Raw genomic sequence first — 23,217 nt, 5'->3', positions numbered from 1 at the left:
CGGGAGTTGAATTTGGCGTTCGTCCACCCCAAAGTGACAGGTACTTGCTTGGGGGATGTAATGGGCGGCAGGCTCAGGTTGCTCACGACCTGTTTCAGTATCGTTGAAGCAAGGATTTGCGTATCCAAGCTCGATGCATATGGTGTCTATGCGCTGGCGCCGCTTCAGTTCGTGACGGTGCACCCTCATTTGATGATCATGCATGGCGGGGTGCCTGTGTGGGTTCTCGAACAGGACCTTGAAACTGCTCAAGCATTACTTGCGGCGATTGAAGATGACGATGCGACGGATGCACCCCGCCGCCGTGTCCTGGAAGGCATAAGCGGGGCGCTTCTCGTCTGGTTCTACGGGGTTCCGCCAGGACCATCCCCCGCATTCGGGCGCAGTCAGCTTTGGTTTTCAGGACCGGCGGTAATTGTGACCGTCTTGCTTCTTATTCTGATATCCGATCCAGTGATGTTGGCTCTCATGGCGTTTCTCGCCGGTACCGGTTGACAATCAATCGACGGCCAGTTCAGATTCTCTAGCACAATGCACAATTGGGTCTCGTGTGGCGTTCAGCAGGATTGTTTCACCGCATTCCTGCGACAGCTCGATACCTACTCGGGTGCCATTGACAGCCAGCCTGTTGAGCCTTGTTGTCGTTTGGAGCTGATCTTTCTTAGCTATCGTGGCGATCCGGGCTCGTGGCAGGCCGAGCTCCATCGACAGGAGACGATCGAGGCGGATGGAAACGGGGCTTGGCAGGCGGAGAAAGATTTCCAGCCGTTTCGGCCGATCTGGCCGTTCTCCCAAAACCTCCCTGCGCGCGACGCCGCCTGCGAATTCCTCGACGCGGTGCGCTACCCAGCGCAGGGCCGCGACATCGAAGGCGAAACGGCTGATTAGCGCTGGATCGTTGGCTTCCAGGCCAGAAAGCAGATCGGGGTCGATATCCCGAGTGCTGCGACGCTCAAAAAGCGTGTGGTTCCAGGTGTCGTCGCAAGTGGTGCACTTATAGACGAGCCAGGCATCGAGCCGCCTGCCATTGGCGTTCAGCCGGAACTTGCCGCTGCATTCGAAGGCGCGCTGCGTGCCGCAACGCGAACAGGAGCGCCAGGGGCGAGGAAAACGGTTTGCAATGAGAATCCATCGGACGCGGAGCGTGCACGACATGCCGGTTGGTCCTTCCCGTCGGGAAGTCCGTCCAAGCGGCGATAAACGAGATGCCTCTTCTGGAGGCACGGATTGGCGTTCGTGTGGAGGTCAGGCAGTTTGCCTTCGAGACGGGGCGCCGAAGCGCTGGCCAAACCGGTCTCGAACCGCCACAGGAACGAACGCAATATTGAAAGCGGCAACGCTTGCACGCTGCCATGCGAGTTCTGGGAGAGCTGACGAGACCGGCGGTTACGATGGCAAAGTCGGGAGCCTGAGGCTGATGATGATGCGGCCTTCTAACGAGCGGCGCCGATGAGATCAAGCTGTGCCTCTCGCACTTTTTAAAAGCGGATGATGAGAGATCAGCCACCGGATTGCATCGGGCGACATTCGGCCTATGCTTCGGCGCCTGCCCGATGGAGCGCGCGATGACGTTCACTTCCCTTCTCATTTTCGCCGGCGCGCTGTTCGTTGCCGCCGGTTCACCCGGTCCTTCGATCGCCGCGCTGGTGGCGCGGGTGATTTCGAAGGGATTCCGCGACGTGCTGCCCTTCCTGCTCGCCATGTGGATCGGCGAGGCGATCTGGCTGTCCTTTGCCGTGTTCGGGCTGGCGGTGGTGGCGCAGACCTTCCATCTCGCCTTTGTCGTCATCAAATGGCTGGGCGTCGCCTATCTCGCCTACCTCGCCTGGAAGATGTGGACGGCGCCGGTCGAAGCCGCGAAGGGCTCGTTGCCGAAGGAGGATTCGCCGGTGAAGCTCTTTCTTGCCGGCATGGCGGTGACACTCGGCAACCCCAAGATCATGATGTTCTATCTGGCGCTTCTGCCGACCATCATCGATCTCGCCTCGGTTACCATGCTCGGCTGGATGGAGCTGACGGCGACGATGGCCGTGGTTCTGATCGTCATCGACTTCGCCTGGATCCTGGCCGCGGCGCAGGCGCGCAAGCTGCTGAAAAGTCCAAGGGCCATGCGCATCGCCAATCGGGTCAGTGCAACCACCATGGCCGGCGCCGCGGCTGCGATCGCGGCGCGTTCGTGAGATTCGGCTAGCCGGCCGGCACTTCAGCCGGCCGCGGTTGATGTCCCGGCTGCCGCCTATTTGGGCATTACGCCGGCAGTCGGAGTGGCTGCGCTTTCGGGCGCCTTCGGGCCTGCCGGATAGAAGTTCGAGGCCGGGGTTTCCTGCATGAATTCGTAAAGCACGATGCCGAGCGGCCGTTTCGGCCTCTCGGCTGGCGATTGGCGCCATGGCACCACCTTGCGCAGCGCTGCAAGGGCCGCCGTCGGCGCCTCGCCGAATTTGCGGTCCGGTTTCTGCGCCTTGCGCACGTCCATCCAATAGCTTGCCGTCAGAAGATCCTGCGCAAGCAGATGAAAGGAAAGGTCGACGGCCTGACGCGCGCGCTGCGTTTTGATGCGTGTCGCAGCCTCCAGGTCCTCGACCGTGGCGACGATCGCCTGGCCGGCCGGCGAGACCGGCGTGCCGAGGCCGGCAAGCTCCTGCCATAGATCGGTCGGCAGATAACCATCGAAGGTCGGGATTTCCTTGCGCTCCTCGGCGCTGAGCACGTCCGCCGGCTTGATCACGGTGAAGAACGGATTGCGGAACCGCTCGATGCGCTGGGCGACCGCCACACCCAGATTGGTCAGGGCGTTGGTGAAGGCCTCGACCTGGTTCGCCATAGGGTAGGGATCCCAGTTGGCATTGGAGAAGATGTAGCCGGATTTGCCATTGCTCAATTTCCCGCCCTTGACGTAGTACTTCATGAATTGCGGCGTGGCGAGTTCCCATGAGCTTTCCGGTGTCAACCCGGGCAACACCGCCGGGTTGTGGTCCGAGGAATTGATCGAAAGCAGCACGCTGTCGCGCAGCTCCGCCCAGGCCTGCCAGGCGGAGCCTTGCCGCTGGCTCGAGGCGCGCATGCTTTCGGGGTCTTGGATGATGCGAGCCGGATCGTCGTCGAAGAGGTAGCTGCCCTTGATCATGTCCATGACACGCGCGGCATCCCAGGTCAGCCAGGGGTAGGGCCGCATCGATTGTACCGGCGCTGAAATCGGCGTGACGCTGGAGTTCATGCCGTTGAGGCCCATGGCGTAGCTCAGATCGGTCCAGTCGAGCAGCCGGCGGCCGTCCTCGACCAGCAGCACGGTCTGCGCCTGGGCATAGGCATTGGTGCTGACCAGGGCCGCCTGATCGGCGCCGAACGGTTCGAGCGGCTTCAGCCCCGCTTCATCCAGCGCCTGCGCGGCCGGCATGCGAACGCCACGGTAGTAGGCGTCGCCTTCGCCGACCATCGCGGCGGCGATATTGCCCAGCGTCGACAAATCGCCTTCACCCAGCGTGCCGCGCGACTGCACGACCGGGGTAATGCGCTTGTTCAGCATGTCGACCAGCATATGGGTGAGTTGCGGGCTCGCCGCTTCATAAGACATTGTGTTGGCGCGGATCGCCATGATGGCGCGAACCAGCGCCTCCTCGGCGATCTCGGGCCCATAGCCGCGTGTGACGCCGCCCTTGAAGCGGGCGAGTTGCTGATCCTTCAGCAGTTTGGTGTTTTCCGGCGAGGTCGGGTCGCCGGAAAAGATCACCGTTTCGCGCTGGTCGCCGGCACCACGGTTGAACCAGTAGATCGTCACGCCCTCGGCGGCGCCCTCCAGAAGCAGGCCATAGGCGTCGGCCGAGCGCTGCAACGCTTCGGGACTGAGCTCGACCTTGGCGCCGTTGCGGGCGATGTCGATGACCTGTTCAATGGTGAGATCCCGTCCGGTGAGCGTCACCGTCCTGCCGGCTTCGGTCTCGGTGATGGGTTGGTAGGTCTGCGGCGCTTCGAAAGCGTCCGACGCAGAAGGTGTCGCCAGGAGCGCGAGACTTATCGCAAGCGCATGGAGGACATATGATCTTGGTCTTTGAACGGTTCTCCGGTCCAGCATGGAAACTCCCATTTATTCAGATTCAGGAACTTTTTACCCCGCCGAAATTTTGTTTCCTGAAACGGTAATGGGATGACGCCCCCTGTCAACGATTGTCGGCGTCAGGACCGATAGCGAAACCTCTGTGGTCCTACCTTGCCATTGCGTGGTATTCGGCGTTCGGACGCATGTCGATGGCGGCGGCGACGCGGTTCGACATGTTGAAGAAGGCGGCGGTCGAGGCGATGTCCCAGATGTCGCGATCGGTGAAACCTGCCTTGCGCAGCGCCTCGCGATCGGCTTCGACGATCTTTGCCGGCTGTTCGGTCAGCTTCACCGCGAATTCCAGCATGGCGTGCTGTTTTTGTGAAAGGTCAGCGGCGCGGAAGTTCATCACCATCATCTCGCCGAGTGCCGGATCGCCGGACAACTGGCGTACGGCTGCGCCGTGCGCGGTCAGGCAATAATAGCAATGGTTGATGGAGGAGACCGCGACAGCGATCATCTCGCGTTCGAGCTTGGAAAGCCCGGAATCGCCAAGCATCAAATCATTGTATGTGTCGGTGAAGGCACGCAGCTTCTTTTCATCGAAAGCGTAGGCCTTGAGCACGTTCGGCACGAGACCGAGCTTTTCCTCGCATTTGGCAAAATAGGCCCTGGTGGCGTCGCTCAGTTCCGGCTGGGGCAAGTCCAGTGCGGTGATTTTCTCGCTCATTGCGGTGTCCTTTCGCCAGCCTCTGCAAATTTCTTATGCAGGCAGCATTTTTCTTAGGCAGCCGTCAAACCTTTGTCGCCAAAAGGCGATCATCTGCTACGATAGTCGCAATGCAGCCTATGGCGGAGGAAAATCGCATCATGGCCAGCCTGAAGTCCGCAACCAAGCCCAAGAAACCGGTGGTGAAGGGAGGTGGCGGAAAGGAAGGTCAAAAGCCAGGGCGGCTTGCGGATTATCTGCTGGCGAGGGCTCCGTCCGAAGATGTCGCCGCCTATGACGTGGCTGATCTCGCGCGCGCTGCCGAACTGGCTGAGAGTGCGGTTTCCCGGCACAAGAAGGGCGAAAGCATCGTTGCCATCGAAACGGCACCCGGCATATCGCGCCAGGGGCGGCCGGTGACGGTGATCACCGTCGTCAACGACAACATGCCTTTCCTGTTCGATTCGATCCTCGGCGAGATCACCGAGGTTGCGGGCGAGCCGACCCTGGTCACCCATCCTGTCATCGCGGTCAGGCATTCGAAGACCGGGGTTGCCGAAATCGTCGGCGACGGCGGCCTGGTCAAGGAAGATGGCGGCCTCGACAAGGTCAGCGTCGTCCATGTCCATATCGGCCGGCTTTCGGAGGAAACCGGGGCGGCGCTGAGTGCGCGGCTGACCAAGACGCTGGCGCAGGTGCGCGCCGCCGTTACCGACTGGAAGCCAATGCTGGCACGGCTCGACCAGGCGATCTCGGAATTCCGCTACGCGCCGGTGCCTCTGGACAAGAAACATGTGGCCGAGGGTATCGCTTTCCTCGAATGGCTGCGCGATGACAATTTCACCTTCCTCGGCATGCGCGAGTTCAAATATTCCGGCGGCGAGAAGAGCGGCAGTCTGGAACGCGACGATAAGCCGGGGTTGGGCATCCTCGCCGATCCGGATGTGCTGGTGCTTCGGCGTGGCACCGAGGCGGTAACGACGACACCTGAAATTCGCGCCTTCCTGCATGGGCCGGAACCGCTGATCGTCACCAAGGCCAACGCCAAGTCGGTGGTGCACCGGCGCATCTATCTCGACTATGTCGGCATCAAGACCTACGACAAGAACGGCAAGCTGGCAGGCGAACTGCGCATCGTCGGCCTGTTCACTTCGACCGCCTACACGCGTTCGGTGATGAAGATCCCCTATCTGCGATCCAAGGCGGAAACGGTGATCGCCAAATCAGGCTTCAATCCGGACGACCATTCCGGCAAGGCGCTGATCAACGTTCTCGAGAGCTATCCACGCGACGAACTGTTTCAGGTTCCGGTGCCGACTCTGCGCAAGCATGCCGAGGCTATCCTCGGCCTGATCGAGCGGCCGCGTGTACGCGCGCTGGTGCGCGCCGACCAGTTCGACCGCTTCGTCTCCATCCTCGTCTTCGTGCCGCGCGATCGCTACGACAGCGTCGTGCGCGAGAAGATGGGCGTCTATCTGAAGACCGTCTTTGATGGTCGTTTGTCGGCTTACTATCCGGCCTTTCCGGAAGGTGGCCTGGCCCGCGTACACTTCATCATCGGCCGTTCCGGCGGCAAGACGCCCAAGGTGGAGCAGGAAACCATCGAGGCGGCAATCCGCGATATCGTGCGCACCTGGGAAGATGTGTTGGCCGAGGCAGCCGAAGCCGGCGGCAACGACCCTGCGCTGAAGGCGGTCGCCGCGCGTTTCCCCGAAAGTTATCGCGACTCGTTCTCGCCGGCAGTGGCGCTGGTCGATGCCGAGCGTATCGCCAGGATCTCGGCGGAGAATCCGATCGACATCGACTACTACCGCGACGCGGGCCAGACGCCGGAGCAGGCTTCGCTGAAGATTTATCATCACGGCAGCCCGGTGGCGCTGTCGCGGCGTGTGCCGCTCCTGGAAAACACCGGTTTCCGGGTGATCAGCGAGCGCACCTTCGAGATAGACAAGGAGGAGGGCAACCGCGTCTTCATCCACGACATGGAACTGGAGAACGCCTACGGCCAGCCCATCGACCTTGCCGATGAAGGCACGCTGTTCGAGGATGTGTTCCTGGCGGTGTGGCGCGGCGATGTCGACAATGACGGCTACAACAGCCTTGCCCAGACCGCAGGCTTGAAAGCAACCGAGATCCTGGTGCTGCGCGCCTATGGCCGCTACCTGCAGCAGGCCGGCATTCCGCAGAGCCAGGACTTCATAGCGGCGACGCTCAATCGCTATCCTGATATCGCGCGCGGCCTCTATGCGTTTTTCGTTGCCCGACATGGAAAGGATGCGGCGGGAGAGGGCGTGACCACAGCCAGGCATCTCAAGGCGAAGATCAAGGATGCGCTGGAAGATGTTCCCAGCATCGACGACGACACCATCATCCGTCGTTACCTCAACCTGATCGAAGCGACGCTCAGGACCAATCATTTCGTGGACGGCAAGAAGGAGCGCGGCCAGTCGCTGGCGATCAAGCTCGATTCGCGTGCCGTCGACGGGCTGCCGGAGCCACGGCCGTGGCGCGAGATCTTCGTCTACGGGTCCGAGGTGGAAGGCGTGCATCTGCGTTTTGGCGCGGTGGCGCGCGGCGGCTTGCGCTGGTCCGATCGGGCCCAGGACTACCGCACGGAAGTGCTGGGTCTGGTCAAGGCGCAGCAGGTGAAGAATGCCGTCATCGTGCCGGTGGGCGCCAAGGGCGGCTTCTATCCGAAGCGGCTGCCGCCGGCCAGCCAGCGCGACTTGTGGTTCGAGGCAGGCCGGCAAGCTTATATCAACTTCGTTTCCAGCCTGCTGTCGATCACCGACAATATCGGCATCGACCATGTCGTGCCGCCGGCCGGCGTGGTGCGCCACGACGCCGACGATCCCTATTTCGTCGTCGCAGCCGACAAGGGCACGGCGACCTTCTCCGACACCGCCAACACGATCTCGGAAAAACACGGCTTCTGGCTGGATGACGCCTTCGCTTCGGGTGGTTCCGCCGGCTACGATCACAAGAAGATGGGCATCACCGCCAAGGGTGCCTGGGAAGCGGTGAAGCGGCATTTCCGCGAGATGAATCGCGACATCCAGGCGACGTCCTTCACCGTGGTCGGTGTAGGGGACATGTCCGGCGACGTGTTCGGCAACGGCATGCTCCTGTCGGAACATACGAAGCTGATCGCGGCCTTTGACCATCGCGATATCTTCATCGATCCAGAGCCGGACGTGGCGGCTTCCTTCGCCGAGCGCAAGCGCATGTTCAACCTGCCGCGTTCGAGCTGGCAGGACTACGACAAATCGAAGCTGTCGAAGAACGGCGTCATCGTATCGCGCAGCCAGAAGTCGATCACATTGCCGGCGGAAGCCGCAGCTGCGATCGGTCTTGCAAAGACGACAGCGACGCCGGCCGAGATCATGACGGCCATTCTCAAGGCTCCGGTGGATCTCCTGTGGTTCGGCGGCATCGGCACCTATGTGAAGGCGGTCTCGGAGACCAACCAGGATGCGGGCGACCGCGCCAACGATCCGATCCGCGTCAACGCCATGGACGTACGCGCCAAGGTGATCGGCGAGGGCGCCAATCTCGGCGTCACCCAGCGTGGCCGTATCGAGTTCGGCCTGGCCGGCGGGCGTAACAATTCGGACGCCATCGACAATTCCGGCGGCGTCAACTGTTCCGACGTCGAGGTCAACATCAAGATCGCATTGGCGTCGGCGATGCGCAAAGGTTCGCTGGCTCGGCCGGCGCGTAACAAGCTGCTGGCCGAGATGACCGACGAGGTCGGCAATCTGGTGCTCTCCAACAATTACGAGCAGACGCTGGCGCTGTCGCTCGCCCGCAAGCGCGGGCTGGCAGACATCGCGCATCAGGGTCGTTTCATGGCGGCGCTCGAGGCGCGTGGCCTGCTTGATCGCGCGGTGGAGACGCTGCCGTCGCCGGCGGCATTGGCCGAGCGGGAGGCGCGCGGCGAGCCGTTGACCCGGGCGGAGCTCGGCGTTCTGCTCGCTTATGCCAAGATCGTGCTGTTCTCCGATATCGTCGCCTCGGATGTGCCGGACGACGCGCATTTCAACACCGATCTGATTGGTTACTTCCCGGAACGGATGGTCAAGAAATTCAATGAGGAGATCCACGGTCACCGGCTGCGGCGCGAGATCATTGCCCGTGTTGTCGCCAACGATCTGGTCAATCGTGGCGGACCGTCCTTCACCAACCGTCTGATGGAGGCTACCGGCCGCAGTGCCGCTGACGTGGTGCGCACCTTCGCGGTGATCCGCGACGGTTTCGGCCTGCCGGGGCTCTACAACGAGATCAACGCGCTCGACACCAAGATCGATGGGCAGGTGCAGATCGAGCTCTACCAGATCGTCAGCCGGCTTATCTTCGTCACGGCGGGCTGGTATCTGAAGAACGACGGAGGTGCCGCGCCGCTCAGCCAGCGCATCACCGAACTGCTGGAGGCGCGCAAGGCGCTTGAGCCGAAACTGGTGTCGCTGCTGTCGGATTTCTCTCGCGAGCGGCTGGCGGAAAAGCGGCATGGTCTGTTCAAGGCTGGGGCCCCCGACAAACTGGCGGAGCGACTGGCGCTGGCCGATGTCGCGGAGCTGATCCCGGACATCGCGCTTACATCCCGTCTTGCCGGTTCGGACATCGTCGCGGCTGCGAAGGCCTTCTTCGCGGTGAGCGAGGCCTTCCGCATTCCGCGCATCGAGGAAGCCGCGCGGTCGGTGACGCCACCCGACTATTACGACCAGTTGGCCCTGTCCCGCGCCACCGACACCATCGGTGCGGCACGGCGGGGCATCGCGGTGGCGGCCCTCACCCAGCACGGCAAGGCGGCCGATCCGGTTGCAGCCTGGCTGGAAGCCGGTGGCGAACGCATAGCCCGTGTGCGCGAACGGCTGCAGGCGCTGACGGAAGGCGGCGAGATCACCGTGTCGCGGCTTTCGGTGGCGTCCGGCTTGATGAGCGATCTGATCGGGGCTTGAGGCCCCGACTTAGGGTAGGTCCTAAGCCACCAGCCGCGTCCGCGAGAGGCCCTCGCGGATATGGCGTGCCAGCTCGAGCGTCGCGGGCGCCGCATCGCCTGCCGGCAAATGCAGGTTGATCGCGAAAGACGGCAGCGGCGGCAGGCCAGCCTCGGCGGGCAGGATGTCCAGATGTGGCGGCACTGTGAAGGCAAGCCAGGCCGTCACGGCAAGGTCCGTTGCCACCGTGGCGGTGGTGGCATCGATGCTGCCGTTCTCGAATACGGTGCGCCAGTCGCGACTCTGACCTTGCAGGGCTGCCAGGACAGCGGGTCTGAAAGCGCAGGTTTCGGCCACCATCGAAACCGGAAGCGGTGTTTTCAAATGCGCGACACCGCCCCTGGCGCCGACCCAGACCAGCCGGTCGATGGCGAGGCATTCGCCTTCAGTGACGCCGAGTGGTGTCTCGACCAAAGCCAGATCGATTTCGCCTCTGGCCAGCGCCTGCGTGAGATCGGGCGAGGCAGCGCAGAGCAACGAGATCTCGACCTGCGGAAAGGCGCCGGCAAAGCCTTTCAGGATGGGTGCGATCAATGGGCCTGCAAGGTCGAAGGGCACACCGAGCCGAACCGGTCCGTCGACCCGACGTGTTGTCATATCGGCCCAGATCTCGTCGTTGAGCCCAAGCAGATGGCGCGCCTTTCCCTGCAGGCGTTCGCCAGCGGGCGTCAGTTTGAGGCCGCGTCGGTCGCGCGAAAAGAGTTCTCGGCCGAAAGCCTGTTCCAGCCTGGCGATCTGCTGGCTGACGGCGCTTTGCGTGAGGTGCAGCGCGTTGCCAGCGGCAGTCATGTTGCGGCGCTCGGCGACGGCGAGAAAAGTCCTGATCAAGGCAATGTCGAGGTTACGGGCCATCTCTGCATTATGACTTCTAATGCTAATCATAATCAACATGCGTTTCCCTAATGTCTGGGCAGCGGATAGCAATGAAGCCGCTGCTGTCGTCCGGAGAAGGGCATGTCGCCAGAAACCGTCTCGCCGCTGGTCCTCTTTGCGCTGGTTTCGTCGGTCACGCCGGGCGGGGCGACGACATTGGCCACCGCTTCGGGCGCTCATTTCGGCTTTCGTCGCTCGATCCCGTTGATGGGTGGCATCGCCGCGGGGCTGGCCAGCATGGCCGCCGCCGCCGCTGCTGGGCTCGCCGGTGTCCTGGAAGCGATGCCGTCACTGCAGCTTGTCATGAAAGGGGCCGGCTCGGCCTATCTGTTGTGGCTTGCCTGGAAGGTCGGCCGTGCCGGCCCGCCACGCCTCGATGCCGAGTTGGCGCAGCCTACCAGTTTCGTGGGTGGGGTTTGGCTGTTGTGGGTCAACCCTAAGGCCTGGGCGATGACATTGGGGGCGGCTGCCTCCTTCGCTGCACTGGCCAGTGGTCCGGCACAGCTCAGTGTCCTGCTGGCATTTGCCTTTGGCTTCGCTGCCACCGTCTCGGTGTCGCTCTGGTGCACCGCCGGGACGGTGATGGCGCGGCTTATACGGACCGAAGCGCAATGGCGTGCCGTCAACATGATGCTCGGCGTGTCGCTCGCGCTCTCGATCGTGCCGATGTGGTTGTGATGCCGATCGTGTCGACGGACAACGAAATCGGCTTCATCGGCCTCGGCGTGATGGGACAACCCATGGCGCTCAACATGGCGCGGGCTGGGACTCCCCTGCTCGTGTGGAACCGATCATCCATGCGCAGCGAACCGTTGCGCGACGCTGGTGCAAGGGTGGCTGTAAGCTCCGGCGAGGTCTTCGCCAAGACACGCATCGTCATTCTGATGCTGGCCACCGAGCAGGCGATCGATGCGGTGCTCGCGCGTGATACGGCCGATTTCGCCACTTGTGTGACGGGCCATATCATCGTGCACATGGGCACGACCTCCGCGGTTTATTCGCACGGCCTGGAGGCCGACATCCGCGCCGCCGGCGGCCACTATGTCGAGGCACCGGTTTCGGGTTCGCGCAAGCCGGCGGAAGCAGGGCAGCTGGTGGCGATGCTTGCCGGCGAGACCGAGGCGGTGGAGGCGGTGCAACCGCTGCTCCTGCCGATGTGCCGCGATACGGTTCCATGCGGGGCGGTGCCCAACGCTCTTCTGATGAAACTCGCCGTCAACATCTTCCTGATCACCATGGTGACGGGCCTGGCCGAGTCGGTGCATTTCGCGCAACGGCATGGGCTGGACCTTGCGCGGCTGACCGCCGTGCTGGATGCAGGGCCGATGGCGAGCGATGTCTCGCGCATCAAGGCGGCAAAGCTTGTCGCTGGCGAGTTCTCCGTACAGGCAGCAATCACCGACGTCTTCAAGAACAACCGGCTGATTGCCGACGCGGCGCGGGCAGCGAAGGTTGCCTTGCCTCTGCTCGATATCTGCCATGCGCTGTATGGCGAGACCGAAGCGCTTGGGTTCGGTCAATCCGACATGGCTGCCGTCATCCGCGCGATCGAGGCACGCACCGCGATGGTGCGGGCTATATGACCGGCACCCGGATTTCGAACCCGCCCGCACCGGTGACCGGATCGAAATCCTCGCCGTAGCGCTCGATCAGGTCGGGCATATCGCCCGGCGTCAACCCTGCTTTCGGCAAAGCCGTGGAGAAGATGGCGTGGATGGTGGCCGAAATGGTGGTGATGTGATCGTCCTGGCGGAAGATCGCCCAACGCTGTGCGGGCAGCCGGATTCCAGTCAAGGCGCCATCCAGTTCGGCAAAATCGCGAACTTCAACGCCAGCTAAATAAAAATAGGTGTCGCCGGCGCCTGTTCCGGTTACCAGACCGTAGGCAGCGGTGCTTTTCCGGCCAGGGATCGCGCCGAGATGTGGCGTGAATTCCTGCCAGAGCGCCGGGATGCCGGCAAAGTCGTCGCAGGCAAAGCGACGGCCGATGCCTGCGATCAGCAGCGGACCGGAGGCCTCGACGCGAGGTGATGGTAGCTGCATGGAGACTTTCGGATCTTCGCGCAGCGGTTCGACCAAAGCGAGGCCGTCGAGATGGCCGCGCCCTCGGATTTCGGCGGGGGTCTGACCGAACTGATCACGAAAGGCGCGCGAGAAGGCTTCGTGCGACCCATAACCCGCGTCGATGGCGACGGCGAGGATATCCGGCGCGCCCGATGCCAATGCGCGCGCTGCCTCGGTCAGCCGCCGTCCGCGCAGGTAACCGGTCACGGAATTGCCGGTCGCATAGGAAAACAGGCGCGACATCTGGAACCGCGAGAGGTCGCAGACCCTCGCGACATCATCGAGCGTGATGTTGCCGGCGAAGTGGCTCTCGATAAACCAGATGGCCTTTTCGACCGGTGTCGGCATGGCGACGATTCGCGTTTCAGACTGTGAAGACATCTTCCCGGCGCTGGCGCAAAGCGTTGAAGACCAAATGCGGCAGAGCAAGCCTAGCATCATTGGCAAAACGCCGCTGCATTGCATCGAAATTCATGTCCGGATCGGCAGTCAGCGCGGCGACTTCGTCGAAGAAGGCAATCTCGCCGGTTGAAAGCCTGGTGTCGACGGCCGGCTGCGCGCCCCAGACATCCCAAGGCAGGATTTCGCATCCGTTCAGGGTAGCGAGATCGCGGACCAGGCTGCCGGCGACGAACCACAAGCCGCGCATCTGCGAAAACTCGATCCCGAAGAGTCCGGAATCCAGGTCTCCATTGCGACAGCTGCGCCATGCGTCTGGTGATGTGAGGAACTGATCGCGCGGTACGTCGAGTGGATCTAGGCGGATCGACAGGTTGCGGGTAAAGACAGCGTCGATCTGGCTGTCGAGCAGGACCCAGCGATGTTCATCCGCCTGCCAGTATTCGCAGACCCAGTGGTCCTCATACTTGCCTGGATTGAAATAGGCGCCGAAGCCGCCTCGACCACGGGCGGGGATGTCATGGTGGCGGAAGATGGCGACGGCAAGCAGCATGAAATGCCGGCAGATGCCGACAAGACGGTGTTCAGGCAGCCGCGCCACGGAGAGCGGCCGGCTGTCGAGTGCCAGCAACGTGTCGATGATCTTCTCGACGGGACGGATATGGCTTTCGGCGCGGCGTTCTTCGCCAATGGGACAACCGTAGAATGGCTCGGCGACATACTCGTAGATCAGCAGGCCCTGGATGGCGCGAGCGATGCCAGCCGGATCCGACGGCAAGGCGTCGAACTGGGCCGCATGACGGCCTGGCGTGCTGAAGGCGGACTGCCGGGCATAAAAGTCGAGAACGGAATCAGGGGCGGAATTGGATGAACGAGGGGCCTGGGCTGAGGCGGTCATGATCGTCTCCCGTGATCGAGGGGTCATCTCGATGTTCTGCCGCAGGATTTCACACTCCGCTTGATCGTGTTTGCAGCCACGTCATCGATATCCCTCGCGCTGGGTCGCGGCATCGGACCGGTATCGGGTCTTTGCAGTGTCGCGAAAAACGTGCAGACATGGGCCGCCGCGAACGGGACGAAAGCGGCGGAGGACAAATGACCGACGTGACCATGCAGCGCGCTTCCAGGCGCGGCATCTGGGGCTGGATGTTCTTCGACTGGGCAGCCCAGCCCTTCTTCACAGTCGTCACCACCTTCATCTTCGGTCCCTATTTCGTCTCGCGCCTGTCGGCGGACCCAGCCATGGGCCAGGCCGTATGGGGCTATGGACTGGCCGCGGCAGGGCTTGTGATCGCGGTGCTCTCCCCGATCCTCGGTTCGATCGCTGACCAGACTGGTCCGCGCAAGCCGTGGATCGCCTTCTTCGCGACAATCAAGATCATCAGCCTGTCGCTTCTGTGGTTCGCCGCACCAGGGTCGAACCTTTTCCTGGTCGTGCTGTTCTTCTCGCTGGCCTCGGTGGCGGCGGAATTCTCGACGGTCTTCAACGATTCGATGATGCCGCGCCTGGTGCCCAAGGCCGAGATCGGCAAGGTCTCCAACATCGCCTGGGGGCTCGGCTATCTCGGCGGCATGGTGGCGCTGATCTTCGTCGTGGCGTTGATGGCCGGCTCACCGGAAACCGGGAAGACGATTGCCGGTCTCGATCCGATCTTCGGTCTCGATCCCAAGCTCGGCGAGGACGCGCGCGCCACCGGGCCGCTCTCGGCGCTGTGGTACTTCATCTTCATCCTGCCGATGTTCTTTTTCACGCCGGACGCGATAAAGGGCATCCCGGTCGGACCGGCGGTCAGGCAGGGCCTGGCTGAGCTGAAATCGACGCTTGCCGAGGTGCGCAAGCGTGTCGGCATCTTCCGCTTCCTCGTTGCCCGCATGATCTACCAGGACGGCGTCAATGCGCTGCTTTCCCTCGGCGGTGCCTTTGCCGCGGCGATGTTCGGCTGGTCGATCACCGAGATCGGCGTGTTCGGCATCATCCTCAACGTCGTCGCCATTCTGGGCTGCTGGGTCGCCGCGCGGCTCGACACCGGGCTCGGATCGAAGGTCGTCGTGATGATCTCGCTGGTTCTGCTGACCATCGCCACCGTCGGCATCATTTCGACCGGACCGGGCTATACGCTGTTCGGCTGGCTGCAGCTTCCCGGCGTCGATACGGGCGGCTTGTTCGGCACGCCCGCCGAGAAGGCCTATATCGTCTACGGCCTGCTGATCGGCCTGGCGTTCGGACCGGTGCAGGCGTCGTCGCGCTCCTATATGGCGCGTAGCGTCACGGCGGAGGAATCCGGCCGCTATTTCGGCATCTATGCGCTGGCCGGGCGGGCGACCAGCTTCCTGGCGCCGTTTCTGATTGCCACTGTCACAGCGACAACCGGATCGCCGCGCCTTGGCATGGCGATGATCATCCTGTTCCTGCTTGGCGGCATGGCGATCCTCGCCGGAACGCCCTATCCGGCGGACAAGGCGAAGCGATAAGGCAACAGCTTCCTCGCGTCGCTTCGCGACACCTTCCCCCCGTCACGGGAGAAGGAAGGTGCCTAGTGCCTGAAATGCCTTGTTCCGGTGAACACCATCGCGATGCCGTGCTCGTCGGCTGCCTTGATGACATCATCGTCACGCATTGAGCCGCCGGGCTGGATGACCGCCGTGGCGCCCGCTTCGACGGCAGCAAGCAGGCCGTCGGCGAAGGGGAAGAAAGCATCCGAAGCGACCACCGAGCCCCTGGTCAACGGCTCGGCGTGGCCAGCTGCTTCAGCAGCATCGAGCGCCTTGCGCGCGGCGATGCGCGAGGAGTCGACACGGCTCATCTGACCGGCGCCGATGCCAACCGTGGCGCGGTCCCTGGCATAGACGATGGCATTGGACTTCACATGCTTGGCGACGCGGAACGCGAATTTCAGGTCGGCCATCTCGGCCTCGCTCGGCGCGCGCCTGGTGACGACCTTGAGATCGAGATCGTCGACCACGGCATTGTCGCGATTCTGCACCAGCAACCCACCTGCCACCGATTTCAGGGCCATGCCTGCCTGACGGGGATCAGGCAGGCCATTCGTCACCAGCAGGCGCAGGTTCTTCTTGGCGGCGACAATGGCTGCTGCCTCTTGGGAAGCCTCGGGCGCGATGATCACTTCGGTGAAGGTCTTGACGATTTCTTCCGCCGCTTCGGCATCGAGCAGGCGGTTCAGCGCAACGATACCGCCGAAGGCCGAGACAGGGTCGCAGGCCAGTGCCTTGAGGTAGGCTTCCCTCAGCGAGGTGGCTTCGGCGACGCCGCAGGGATTGGCATGCTTGATTATGGCGACCGCTGCCGTGCGGACGGGATCGAATTCGCCGGCCAGTTCGAAGGCGGCGTCCGTATCGTTGATGTTGTTGTAGGACAGCTGTTTGCCCTGCAACTGGCGCGCGGTGGCAACGCCGGGACGGCCGTCGCCGTTGACGTAGAAGCCGGCCGACTGGTGCGGGTTCTCGCCATAACGCATCACGCTTTGCAGGCGTCCGCCGAAGGCGCGCCAGGTCGGCTGCTCGACTTTCAGTTCCTCGGCGAACCAGCCCGAGATGGCCGCATCATAGGCAGCAGTGCGGGCAAACGCCTTGGCCGCCAGTTGCTTGCGGAACTCGAGCGGCAGCGCGCCGCCATTGGCGTCGAGCGTTTGCAGGACAGAGGCATAATCTTGCGGCTCGGTGACGATGGCGACATAGGCATGGTTCTTGGCCGAGGCACGCACCATGGCCGGTCCGCCGATGTCGATGTTTTCCACGATCGCCGCATAACCGGCGCCGGAGGCGCGCACTTCTTCGAACGGGTAGAGATTGACGACGACGAGATCGATCGGCTGGATGGCGTGGTCGCGCATGGCGGCGGCATGTTCGGGATCGTCGCGCACACCGAGCAGTGCGCCGTGCACCGAGGGATGCAGCGTCTTGACGCGGCCGTCCATGATCTCGGGAAAGCCGGTCAGTTCGGAGACATCGCGCACCGCTATGCCGGCAGCGGCGATCGACTTGGCGGTGCCGCCGGTCGAAACCAGTTCGACGCCAGCCTTGGCAAGCGCCGCCGCGAAGTCGATCAGGCCGGTCTTGTCGGAAACGGAAAGCAGCGCGCGGCGGACGGGAACGAGATCCGGCGCGGGAATGTTCTTGGCGGCGACGGCCATGGCGGCAGCCTTTCTGCGGGCTGAGGAAGATGGCCCGGCCCTAGCACAAGGAGGCTCAAAATCAAGCGCAGTCAGGGCCGGAACATGTACCGGGCCACAAACTCAGGCCGGCAGTGCGTCCGTCTTGTCACGCCAGAAGGATAAGCGCTCCTTCAGCGCCGCGCCTTCGGGCTGGATGTCTTCTTCGAAGCGCTCGACTATTCTGATGGCGATGCGGTCCTGGCCGTGCCGGTTAAAGGCCGCCTGCAATTCGGTCGAGCGGTGATTGCCCAGCCTGAGCGTGAACCAGAGCCGGTTCGGCATCGCGTCCAGATCCGGCGAATGGCCGATCCAGCGCTGACCTGTTTCAGCGCAGGTCAGCGCGTAGATGCCTGCCGGGGCATCGCGTTTCTTGTAGGCTGCGATGGCGGCCCTTTTGTCGATGTTGCTCATGATCAAAACCTTTCCGGGCTGGATGTAGGAGCAATGTCCGGCCCTGTCAATTATACCCGGGTAATATTGACGAGAAGGTCTGAACAGGTGCATAAGGCCGAGCCAAGGAGAGTTTTGATGCCTTTGTCTTTGATTGCGGCCTGTACCGCGTTCCAGGGTGACCGCCGCATAACCAGTGGACCGCTGGTTGAAGTGGCGCTCGCCGTGAAGGCGCAGGGTGGTGAGGATGTCGCCGCGCTGGTCTTCGACGATGCCACGGGGGCCGTCGTCGATCTCGATCTGCGCGGTTCGGATGCGGAGATCATTTCACGGCTTGCCGCGCGGTTTCCACCGGTCCCATCTACCGAACCCGTCGCCGAGGATCGATCTGCGGCGGAAGGGTCGGACGCTGTGGCCCGCGGCCGTGGCCGACCAAAACTCGGAGTGGTCGCGCGCGAAGTCACGCTGCTGCCGCGGCAATGGGAATGGCTGGCGGCTCAGCCGGGCGGTGCCTCGCAAGCGCTACGCCGGCTGGTCGATACGGCACGTCGCTCCGATGGCGACGAGAGCGCCCGGCGTATGCGACGAGAGGCAGCCTATCGCTTCCTTTCAGCCATGGCCGGAAACCTGCCCGGTTTCGAGGAGGCGTCGCGCGCCCTGTTTGCCGGCGATTTGGAGAGGTTCACGCGGGAAATGGCAAAATGGCCGGCGGATGTCCGAACGCACGCTCAGAAGCTTGCGGGATTCGCGCCCGACGAATGAGAGAGAGCAATTCTAGGAAAAGTGTGTAACGGTTTTCCGTCCGGAATTGCGTAAAAACAAAGAGTTAGAACGTTTCCGCAAAAAACGAAAACGCTCTGGGATCAAGCCTTCGGTGCAAAGCCGGCCTGACCGGTGCGTACCAACTGCCAATGTACTTCCGGCAGGGCCGTTGCCTGGAAATGCAGCACGATCTGCCGGCTGCGGCGCGGCCCCACTATGCCGGCGAAGAAGATCGATTCCTCGACCTCCGGCTGCACTTGCGGAGAGGTGAACACCCAGATGTCGCCGCCTTCCGCGGCTAGGACCAGTCGGTCCTGCTCGTCGCGGAACAGGCTGGCGTCAGGATGGATGTGGAAGCGGACCGCGACGAGGTGCTGCCCATCGCTGCGGACCGCACCGTTGCCAGCTTGCAGGAAACGGTCACGGCCAGTCAGAACATTGCCATTCGCCGACAGCACCAACTCGCGTTCGTGCAGGATTCCGAAGCGTTGGGCGTAACCGTCATGACGCGCGAGGAAGCCCTGGCGGCCGCCGTCGTCGAGACGTTCGCTCGACACATTGCGCGGACCGCCGAGCAGAGGCGAACCCGGCAGACCACCGACGCGCATCGACAGGGCGAAACGCGCGGATGACGTATCGTTGACCGTCGCGGTGGAATGCGCGGCAGTGGCGCGGGCCAGTGGGCGAAATTCAGCGGCACCGTAAGTGTCGACGCCGGCATTGACGATGTAGTGCTGGCGGCCGGACGACAGTTCGAACGACAGGCAGCCGGCATGGGCCGAACTGGAAACATCGATCGGCGGCGGTGCACCGGTGTCGGCAATCACCGTCACGTCGCCCATGGCCAATCGCTCATAGCCGGAATAGGGCGCATGCAGCAGCGGAGCGCCGGCGGTGTCGTCATGGCGCAGGATCGCCGCGATGCGATCCTGAATGGTGGCGCCCATGCCGTTGAAGCGGGCAAGGCTGCCGTCCTGGTGGCGGAAGAAGCGCAGCGCCGGCAGCATGCGGTCGATGGCGCCGATCAATCCTGCCGGCGGCGTCTCGGCCTGATTGGCGTAGGTCTGGCGCAGCGGCAGAAGATCGGCCAGGATTTCCAGCACCGTCAGCGGATTGCGTGAGATATGGCCGCCATCGGGAAGGATCTGGCGGTCGAGTTCTTCGCCGAGATTGCGTGTTGCCGAACGCAATGCCGAGGCCGGCGCGGGTAGGGACAACGCGGCAAAAGCAAGAGCGACGCGGGCGCGGAGCCTGTCCTTGCCGTCCGGCATCTCGCGCGCCAGCGATCGCAGATAGCGGATCTGCACCGCAAGCGATTTCAGGAAGGCGCGATAGAACGGGAATTCGGCACCTTGCAGGACGACGGATGAATGCTGCTGCCAGGCGATGATGCGCTTGGCGGTGGTGCCCGGCTCCCAGGCCGGGCCGGCAATGCGATTGCCGTGCTGGACGATCCAGTCGGAAACCAGCGCGCGTGCGTTGGCGGCGGCAAGATCGGTTCCAGCGGCACGCATGTGGCGCAGCCAGCGGAAGCCGTGCAGCGAGCGCACCCAGCCATCATGGGCGACATCGAGCTGGAACGGCGACAGGCCGCCGGTCTCGACCAGATGGCCGGACAGCGGAAAGCGTCCATAATAGATCTCGTGCGCGATCTGCGGATCGGCCAGCCTGAGATCAGGCGGCGCGATCAGGACGCGTTCGGGCGTGCGGCCCGAATAGCGCCAGCGATAGATAGGCCCGGCGCGCAGGCGCCGGCGTGCCTTACGCCAAAACTCTTTCGCGACGAGCGCCCACAGACGCGTCGTTTCGTCGGCAGCGAGTGCCAAAAAACCTCCTCGATTTGTCCCGTCCGCCCGGCTGAATTATAGGATTCAACAATATCCTTGAAAGCGAATTCCGCCGAAAGCTCACAGATCAGGGCCGCGCCAGACCTTTTTTGGAGGGTTTCGGGTATTTTGCCGCGACAGGAAAGGCCGGAATGGTGGATTTCAGCCTGTCCTGCGCAGCCGTGCGGCAAAAAAGCCGTCGAGGCCGGATAACGCCGGATTGGCTAGATCGAAGCCGGCGGGTGTGGTGCGCAATGTGCCCTGTAGCGTCACAAAGGGCGCGATGCCGGGGATTTCGTCCGGCCGAATCGGATCATCGATGATGTCCTTCGCTTCGGTCAGGAACGTGTGGTGCAGATCCTCACCCTCGAGCGGATCGAGCGAGCAGTTGGAAAAGACAATTCGGCCACCCGGCTTCACCAGCGTGACGGCACGCTGGAGCAGTCGGCGCTGCAAATTGGCGAGCTTGCCGATGTCGGCCGGCGTCTTGGTCCACGGCACGTCGGGGTGGCGTCGCACCGTGCCGGTGGAGGAGCAGGGCGCGTCCAGCAACACGGCGTCGAAAAGCTCAGCCGGGGTGTAATCGAACAGGTCGGACTGGACGACCTCGGCGTTCATGCCGAGCCGGTCCAGATTTTGCCGGAGCCGCGTCAGCCGGCTTTTCGAGGTGTCGACCGCCGTTACTTTCGCACCGGCCAGGACCAGCTGTGCGGTCTTGCCGCCAGGGGCGGCGCAAAGATCGGCGACACGTTTGCCGGTGATATCGCCGAAAAGCCCGGCCGGCAGGGCGGCAGCGGCATCCTGCACCCACCAGGCGCCCTCGGCAAACCCTGGCAATTCAATAACAGCAGCGGGCAGTTTCTCCACGCGCACCGTGCCTGTCGGCAGGACGATGCCGCCGAATCGCTCTGCCCAGAGCGCTGGATCGGCCTTCACCGTGAAATCGACCGGCGCCTCGATCCGATGCGCGGCGAGGATCGCATGGGCTGTCTCGGAGCCGTAGGCTTTGCGCAATCGGTCGCCGAACCACGCCGGCGCATCATCGGTCGTCGCGAGTGCCCGCGTCAGCTCCACATCCTTGGCCCGAGCCAGCGCACGCAGCACGCCGTTGACGAGACCGGAAAAACGCGCGGTGCGTGGATCGGCCTTGGCATGGGTAACGGCGAGGTCGACGGCGGCGCTATCGGGAACGTCCAGGAAGAGTACCTGCGCTGCGGCGACATGCAGGATGTGCGAAAGCGTGGTGGCGTTGGCCGGCAACGGCTTTTCCAACCGGCGTGAGAGCAGGCCGGCGATGGTCATGCGGTGGCGCAGTGCCGTCACCAGAATGGCACGAACGAGCGCACGGTCGCGACCGTCGAGTGCCCGGTATTGCGGGTGGCCATGCTCGTTGTCGGTCAGTCCGTCCAGTGGCGTATGCGCATCGACCACGGCTGCCAGCAGTCGCGCTGCCGCCTGGCGCGCGGCAAGGCCGGGCGCTTGCGGCGCGCTGTCGGAACGATGAGAGGTTGGCTTGCGGGCAACCCTGCCGCCCTGTCTCACGACCAGGGGCCTTCGGACGATTTGCGGCCCCAAGGATTGGATTTCGGCGCTTCCGGCTGCTCCTGCCCATCCGGTTCGGAACCGCCCCACGGGCCGGCTGGATCGGTCTGGCCATGGCGTGGCGAAGGTGCGGCTTCGGGATATGCGGTTTCGCCAGCGTCGCGAGTCTGGCCCATTTGCGTGGCGAGGGCCTGCAGAGCGGCGATACGGTTTTCCGTATTCGGGTGGGTGGAGAAGAGATTGTCCATGCGCTCGCCGGAAAGCGGGTTGATGATGAAAAGATGCGCGGTGGCAGGGTTGCGCTCGGCATCGTCGTTGCGGATGCGTTCGGCGCCGCGCGCGATCTTGTCAAGGGCCGATGCCAGCCACAGCGGATGGCCGCAGATCTCGGCGCCGCGCCGGTCAGCTTCGTATTCGCGCGTCCGGCTCACCGCCATCTGCACGATCATCGCCGCGAAAGGCGCGACGATCATCGCCACCAGCACGCCGATGAAGCCGAGCGGATTGTTGTTCTCGCGGTTGCCGCCGAAGAAGAAGGCGAAGTTGCCGAGCATGGAAATGGCGCCGGCAAAGGTCGCCACAATGGTCATGATGAGGGTGTCGCGGTGCTGCACATGGGCAAGCTCGTGCGCCATGACGGCGGCGACCTCTTCATGCGAAAGACGCTGCAGCAAGCCGGTGGAGGCCGCAACAGCGGCGTTTTCGGGGTTGCGGCCAGTGGCAAAGGCGTTGGGCTGGTCGGTGTCGATCAGATAGACGCGCGGCATCGGCAGGCCGGCATTGGCAGCCAGGCTTTTCACGATGGCGTAGAATTCCGGCGCGCTGCGCTCGTCGACCTCGGCGGCGTGGTTCATCGACAGCACCATCTTGTCGGCATTCCAGTAGCTGAACAGATTGGTGCCGGCTGCGATGACCAGCGCGATCATCATGCCGCCGGAGCCACCGATCAGGTAGCCGACACCCATGAACAGCGCCGTCATGGCGGCCAGAAGCATGGCTGTGCGCATCGTGTTCAAATGTTTCTCCATCGTCGGGCAAGGGTCGATCCCTCGCCTTGGTTCCGTTGGAGCATTTCTGGCGAGAAAAGCCGCCTCCAATGCTCCATCTTCTTAATTCGCCGCAATTCCGGACGCAAAACCGCAACGCACTTTTGCTGGAATTGCTCTATATGATGGTTAGAAACCCAAGCCGTTTCAATCCATTGGAAGAAAAGCATGCCGGACGAAAACCGCAAGCCGCATCAGATGCCGGGCGAAGCAGGCAAGGATAAGGCGCTGTCGCCGGAGGCCAAGCGCGCACTGGCGGAGGCAGAAGCGCGGCGTGAAGGCTATAAACGCGCCGAGGCCGCATTGCCCAAGGAGATCGGGGGTCGTGGCGGCAACGATCCCAATCGTTATGGCGATTGGGAGGTGAAGGGCCTGACCAGCGACTTCTGAACTGTCGAGGA

The 23,217-nt window shown here is 63.2% G+C and carries 19 protein-coding genes; 8 read left to right on the top strand and 11 right to left on the bottom strand.

Annotation, left to right across the window (positions count from 1 at the left end; genetic code table 11):
* The first annotated feature begins 60 nt into the window (after window positions 1-60).
* Window positions 61-495 (top strand): hypothetical protein, encoded by a 435-nt coding sequence (locus tag ACFWXH_RS20000; RefSeq protein WP_379123106.1) that lies wholly within the window; start codon window positions 61-63, stop codon window positions 493-495.
* Between the two features lie 3 nt (window positions 496-498).
* Here ACFWXH_RS20000 and ACFWXH_RS19995 read toward each other — a convergent pair whose 3' ends face one another.
* On the bottom strand, window positions 499-1,155 hold the full coding sequence (locus ACFWXH_RS19995) for a DUF1062 domain-containing protein (protein WP_379123104.1): 657 nt from the start codon (window positions 1,153-1,155) through the stop codon (window positions 499-501).
* Window positions 1,156-1,565: 410 nt separating this feature from the next.
* Between ACFWXH_RS19995 and ACFWXH_RS19990 the strand changes: the two genes are divergently transcribed.
* Window positions 1,566-2,180, top strand: coding sequence for a LysE family translocator (locus ACFWXH_RS19990; protein ID WP_054310309.1), 615 nt, complete (start codon window positions 1,566-1,568; stop codon window positions 2,178-2,180).
* 56 nt (window positions 2,181-2,236) lie between these two features.
* Here the strand turns inward: ACFWXH_RS19990 and ACFWXH_RS19985 are convergent, their stop codons facing one another.
* Complete coding sequence (locus ACFWXH_RS19985) at window positions 2,237-4,072, bottom strand: aromatic amino acid ammonia-lyase (RefSeq protein ID WP_379123102.1); 1,836 nt, start codon at window positions 4,070-4,072, stop codon at window positions 2,237-2,239.
* 130 nt (window positions 4,073-4,202) lie between these two features.
* Window positions 4,203-4,766, bottom strand: a complete 564-nt coding sequence (locus ACFWXH_RS19980; protein ID WP_379123101.1) for a peroxidase-related enzyme — start codon at window positions 4,764-4,766, stop codon at window positions 4,203-4,205.
* A 140-nt stretch (window positions 4,767-4,906) separates the two neighbouring features.
* Here ACFWXH_RS19980 and ACFWXH_RS19975 point away from each other — a divergent pair, with 140 nt between their 5' ends.
* A complete protein-coding gene (locus ACFWXH_RS19975) occupies window positions 4,907-9,703 on the top strand; it encodes an NAD-glutamate dehydrogenase (RefSeq protein WP_379123099.1) in 4,797 nt (1,598 codons plus the stop codon).
* 21 nt (window positions 9,704-9,724) lie between these two features.
* Here the strand turns inward: ACFWXH_RS19975 and ACFWXH_RS19970 are convergent, their stop codons facing one another.
* Complete coding sequence (locus ACFWXH_RS19970) at window positions 9,725-10,594, bottom strand: LysR family transcriptional regulator (RefSeq protein WP_379123097.1); 870 nt, start codon at window positions 10,592-10,594, stop codon at window positions 9,725-9,727.
* Between the two features lie 102 nt (window positions 10,595-10,696).
* On the opposite strand from ACFWXH_RS19970, the gene ACFWXH_RS19965 reads away from it, so the two are divergent.
* Entirely contained in the window at window positions 10,697-11,293 is a 597-nt protein-coding gene (locus ACFWXH_RS19965; protein WP_379123095.1) for a LysE family translocator, read from the top strand.
* Window positions 11,293-12,198: an NAD(P)-dependent oxidoreductase gene (locus ACFWXH_RS19960; protein ID WP_379123093.1), complete on the top strand. Its 906-nt coding sequence runs from the start codon at window positions 11,293-11,295 to the stop codon at window positions 12,196-12,198. Before ACFWXH_RS19965 ends, ACFWXH_RS19960 begins: the two co-directional genes overlap by 1 nt.
* Here ACFWXH_RS19960 and ACFWXH_RS19955 read toward each other — a convergent pair.
* On the bottom strand, window positions 12,191-13,027 hold the full coding sequence (locus tag ACFWXH_RS19955) for a helix-turn-helix domain-containing protein (RefSeq protein WP_379123092.1): 837 nt from the start codon (window positions 13,025-13,027) through the stop codon (window positions 12,191-12,193). The genes ACFWXH_RS19960 and ACFWXH_RS19955 overlap by 8 nt on opposite strands.
* A gap of 16 nt (window positions 13,028-13,043) precedes the next feature.
* Entirely contained in the window at window positions 13,044-13,976 is a 933-nt protein-coding gene (locus ACFWXH_RS19950; protein ID WP_379123090.1) for a transglutaminase-like domain-containing protein, read from the bottom strand.
* A 197-nt stretch (window positions 13,977-14,173) separates the two neighbouring features.
* Between ACFWXH_RS19950 and ACFWXH_RS19945 the strand changes: the two genes are divergently transcribed.
* Complete coding sequence (locus ACFWXH_RS19945; protein WP_379123088.1) at window positions 14,174-15,550, top strand: MFS transporter; 1,377 nt, start codon at window positions 14,174-14,176, stop codon at window positions 15,548-15,550.
* Window positions 15,551-15,612: 62 nt separating this feature from the next.
* Here ACFWXH_RS19945 and purH read toward each other — a convergent pair whose 3' ends face one another.
* Complete coding sequence (purH, locus tag ACFWXH_RS19940; protein WP_379123086.1) at window positions 15,613-17,229, bottom strand: bifunctional phosphoribosylaminoimidazolecarboxamide formyltransferase/IMP cyclohydrolase; 1,617 nt, start codon at window positions 17,227-17,229, stop codon at window positions 15,613-15,615.
* A 102-nt stretch (window positions 17,230-17,331) separates the two neighbouring features.
* Entirely contained in the window at window positions 17,332-17,661 is a 330-nt protein-coding gene (locus ACFWXH_RS19935) for a GIY-YIG nuclease family protein (protein ID WP_379123084.1), read from the bottom strand.
* Window positions 17,662-17,778: 117 nt separating this feature from the next.
* On the opposite strand from ACFWXH_RS19935, the gene ACFWXH_RS19930 reads away from it, so the two are divergent.
* Window positions 17,779-18,402, top strand: a complete 624-nt coding sequence (locus tag ACFWXH_RS19930; protein WP_379123082.1) for a DUF2239 family protein — start codon at window positions 17,779-17,781, stop codon at window positions 18,400-18,402.
* A 101-nt stretch (window positions 18,403-18,503) separates the two neighbouring features.
* Here the strand turns inward: ACFWXH_RS19930 and ACFWXH_RS19925 are convergent, their stop codons facing one another.
* From ACFWXH_RS19925 to htpX, 3 genes are all read right to left on the bottom strand, one after another.
* Entirely contained in the window at window positions 18,504-20,228 is a 1,725-nt protein-coding gene (locus ACFWXH_RS19925) for a heparinase II/III family protein (protein WP_379123080.1), read from the bottom strand.
* 162 nt (window positions 20,229-20,390) lie between these two features.
* Window positions 20,391-21,776 carry an RsmB/NOP family class I SAM-dependent RNA methyltransferase gene (locus ACFWXH_RS19920; RefSeq protein WP_379123304.1) on the bottom strand — a complete coding sequence of 462 codons (1,386 nt, stop codon included), beginning with the start codon at window positions 21,774-21,776 and terminating at the stop codon, window positions 20,391-20,393.
* Complete coding sequence (gene htpX / locus ACFWXH_RS19915; RefSeq protein WP_379123078.1) at window positions 21,767-22,786, bottom strand: zinc metalloprotease HtpX; 1,020 nt, start codon at window positions 22,784-22,786, stop codon at window positions 21,767-21,769. Before htpX ends, ACFWXH_RS19920 begins: the two co-directional genes overlap by 10 nt.
* Before the next feature lie 198 nt (window positions 22,787-22,984).
* On the opposite strand from htpX, the gene ACFWXH_RS19910 reads away from it, so the two are divergent.
* Entirely contained in the window at window positions 22,985-23,206 is a 222-nt protein-coding gene (locus tag ACFWXH_RS19910; RefSeq protein WP_054310491.1) for a DUF1674 domain-containing protein, read from the top strand.
* The last annotated feature ends 11 nt before the right edge of the window (window positions 23,207-23,217 follow it).

Source organism: Mesorhizobium sp. NPDC059054, from assembly GCF_042739215.1.
Taxonomy (GTDB): domain Bacteria; phylum Pseudomonadota; class Alphaproteobacteria; order Rhizobiales; family Rhizobiaceae; genus Mesorhizobium.
The sequence above is the reverse complement of the archived record's forward strand: the minus strand, read 5'-3'. Positions and strand labels throughout refer to the sequence as shown.

Coding starts and splice junctions, on each gene's coding strand:
- ACFWXH_RS19955 (WP_379123092.1), bottom strand. CDS start 13,027: ATGCCGACACCGGTCGAAAAGGCCATCTGGTTTATCGAGAGCCACTTC.
- ACFWXH_RS19980 (WP_379123101.1), bottom strand. CDS start 4,766: ATGAGCGAGAAAATCACCGCACTGGACTTGCCCCAGCCGGAACTGAGC.
- ACFWXH_RS19985 (WP_379123102.1), bottom strand. CDS start 4,072: ATGCTGGACCGGAGAACCGTTCAAAGACCAAGATCATATGTCCTCCAT.
- purH (WP_379123086.1), bottom strand. CDS start 17,229: ATGGCCGTCGCCGCCAAGAACATTCCCGCGCCGGATCTCGTTCCCGTC.
- ACFWXH_RS19950 (WP_379123090.1), bottom strand. CDS start 13,976: ATGACCGCCTCAGCCCAGGCCCCTCGTTCATCCAATTCCGCCCCTGAT.
- ACFWXH_RS19960 (WP_379123093.1), top strand. CDS start 11,293: ATGCCGATCGTGTCGACGGACAACGAAATCGGCTTCATCGGCCTCGGC.
- ACFWXH_RS19975 (WP_379123099.1), top strand. CDS start 4,907: ATGGCCAGCCTGAAGTCCGCAACCAAGCCCAAGAAACCGGTGGTGAAG.
- ACFWXH_RS19990 (WP_054310309.1), top strand. CDS start 1,566: ATGACGTTCACTTCCCTTCTCATTTTCGCCGGCGCGCTGTTCGTTGCC.
- ACFWXH_RS19970 (WP_379123097.1), bottom strand. CDS start 10,594: ATGGCCCGTAACCTCGACATTGCCTTGATCAGGACTTTTCTCGCCGTC.
- ACFWXH_RS19935 (WP_379123084.1), bottom strand. CDS start 17,661: ATGAGCAACATCGACAAAAGGGCCGCCATCGCAGCCTACAAGAAACGC.
- ACFWXH_RS19910 (WP_054310491.1), top strand. CDS start 22,985: ATGCCGGACGAAAACCGCAAGCCGCATCAGATGCCGGGCGAAGCAGGC.
- ACFWXH_RS19965 (WP_379123095.1), top strand. CDS start 10,697: ATGTCGCCAGAAACCGTCTCGCCGCTGGTCCTCTTTGCGCTGGTTTCG.
- ACFWXH_RS19995 (WP_379123104.1), bottom strand. CDS start 1,155: ATGTCGTGCACGCTCCGCGTCCGATGGATTCTCATTGCAAACCGTTTT.
- ACFWXH_RS19945 (WP_379123088.1), top strand. CDS start 14,174: ATGACCGACGTGACCATGCAGCGCGCTTCCAGGCGCGGCATCTGGGGC.
- ACFWXH_RS19930 (WP_379123082.1), top strand. CDS start 17,779: ATGCCTTTGTCTTTGATTGCGGCCTGTACCGCGTTCCAGGGTGACCGC.
- ACFWXH_RS20000 (WP_379123106.1), top strand. CDS start 61: ATGGGCGGCAGGCTCAGGTTGCTCACGACCTGTTTCAGTATCGTTGAA.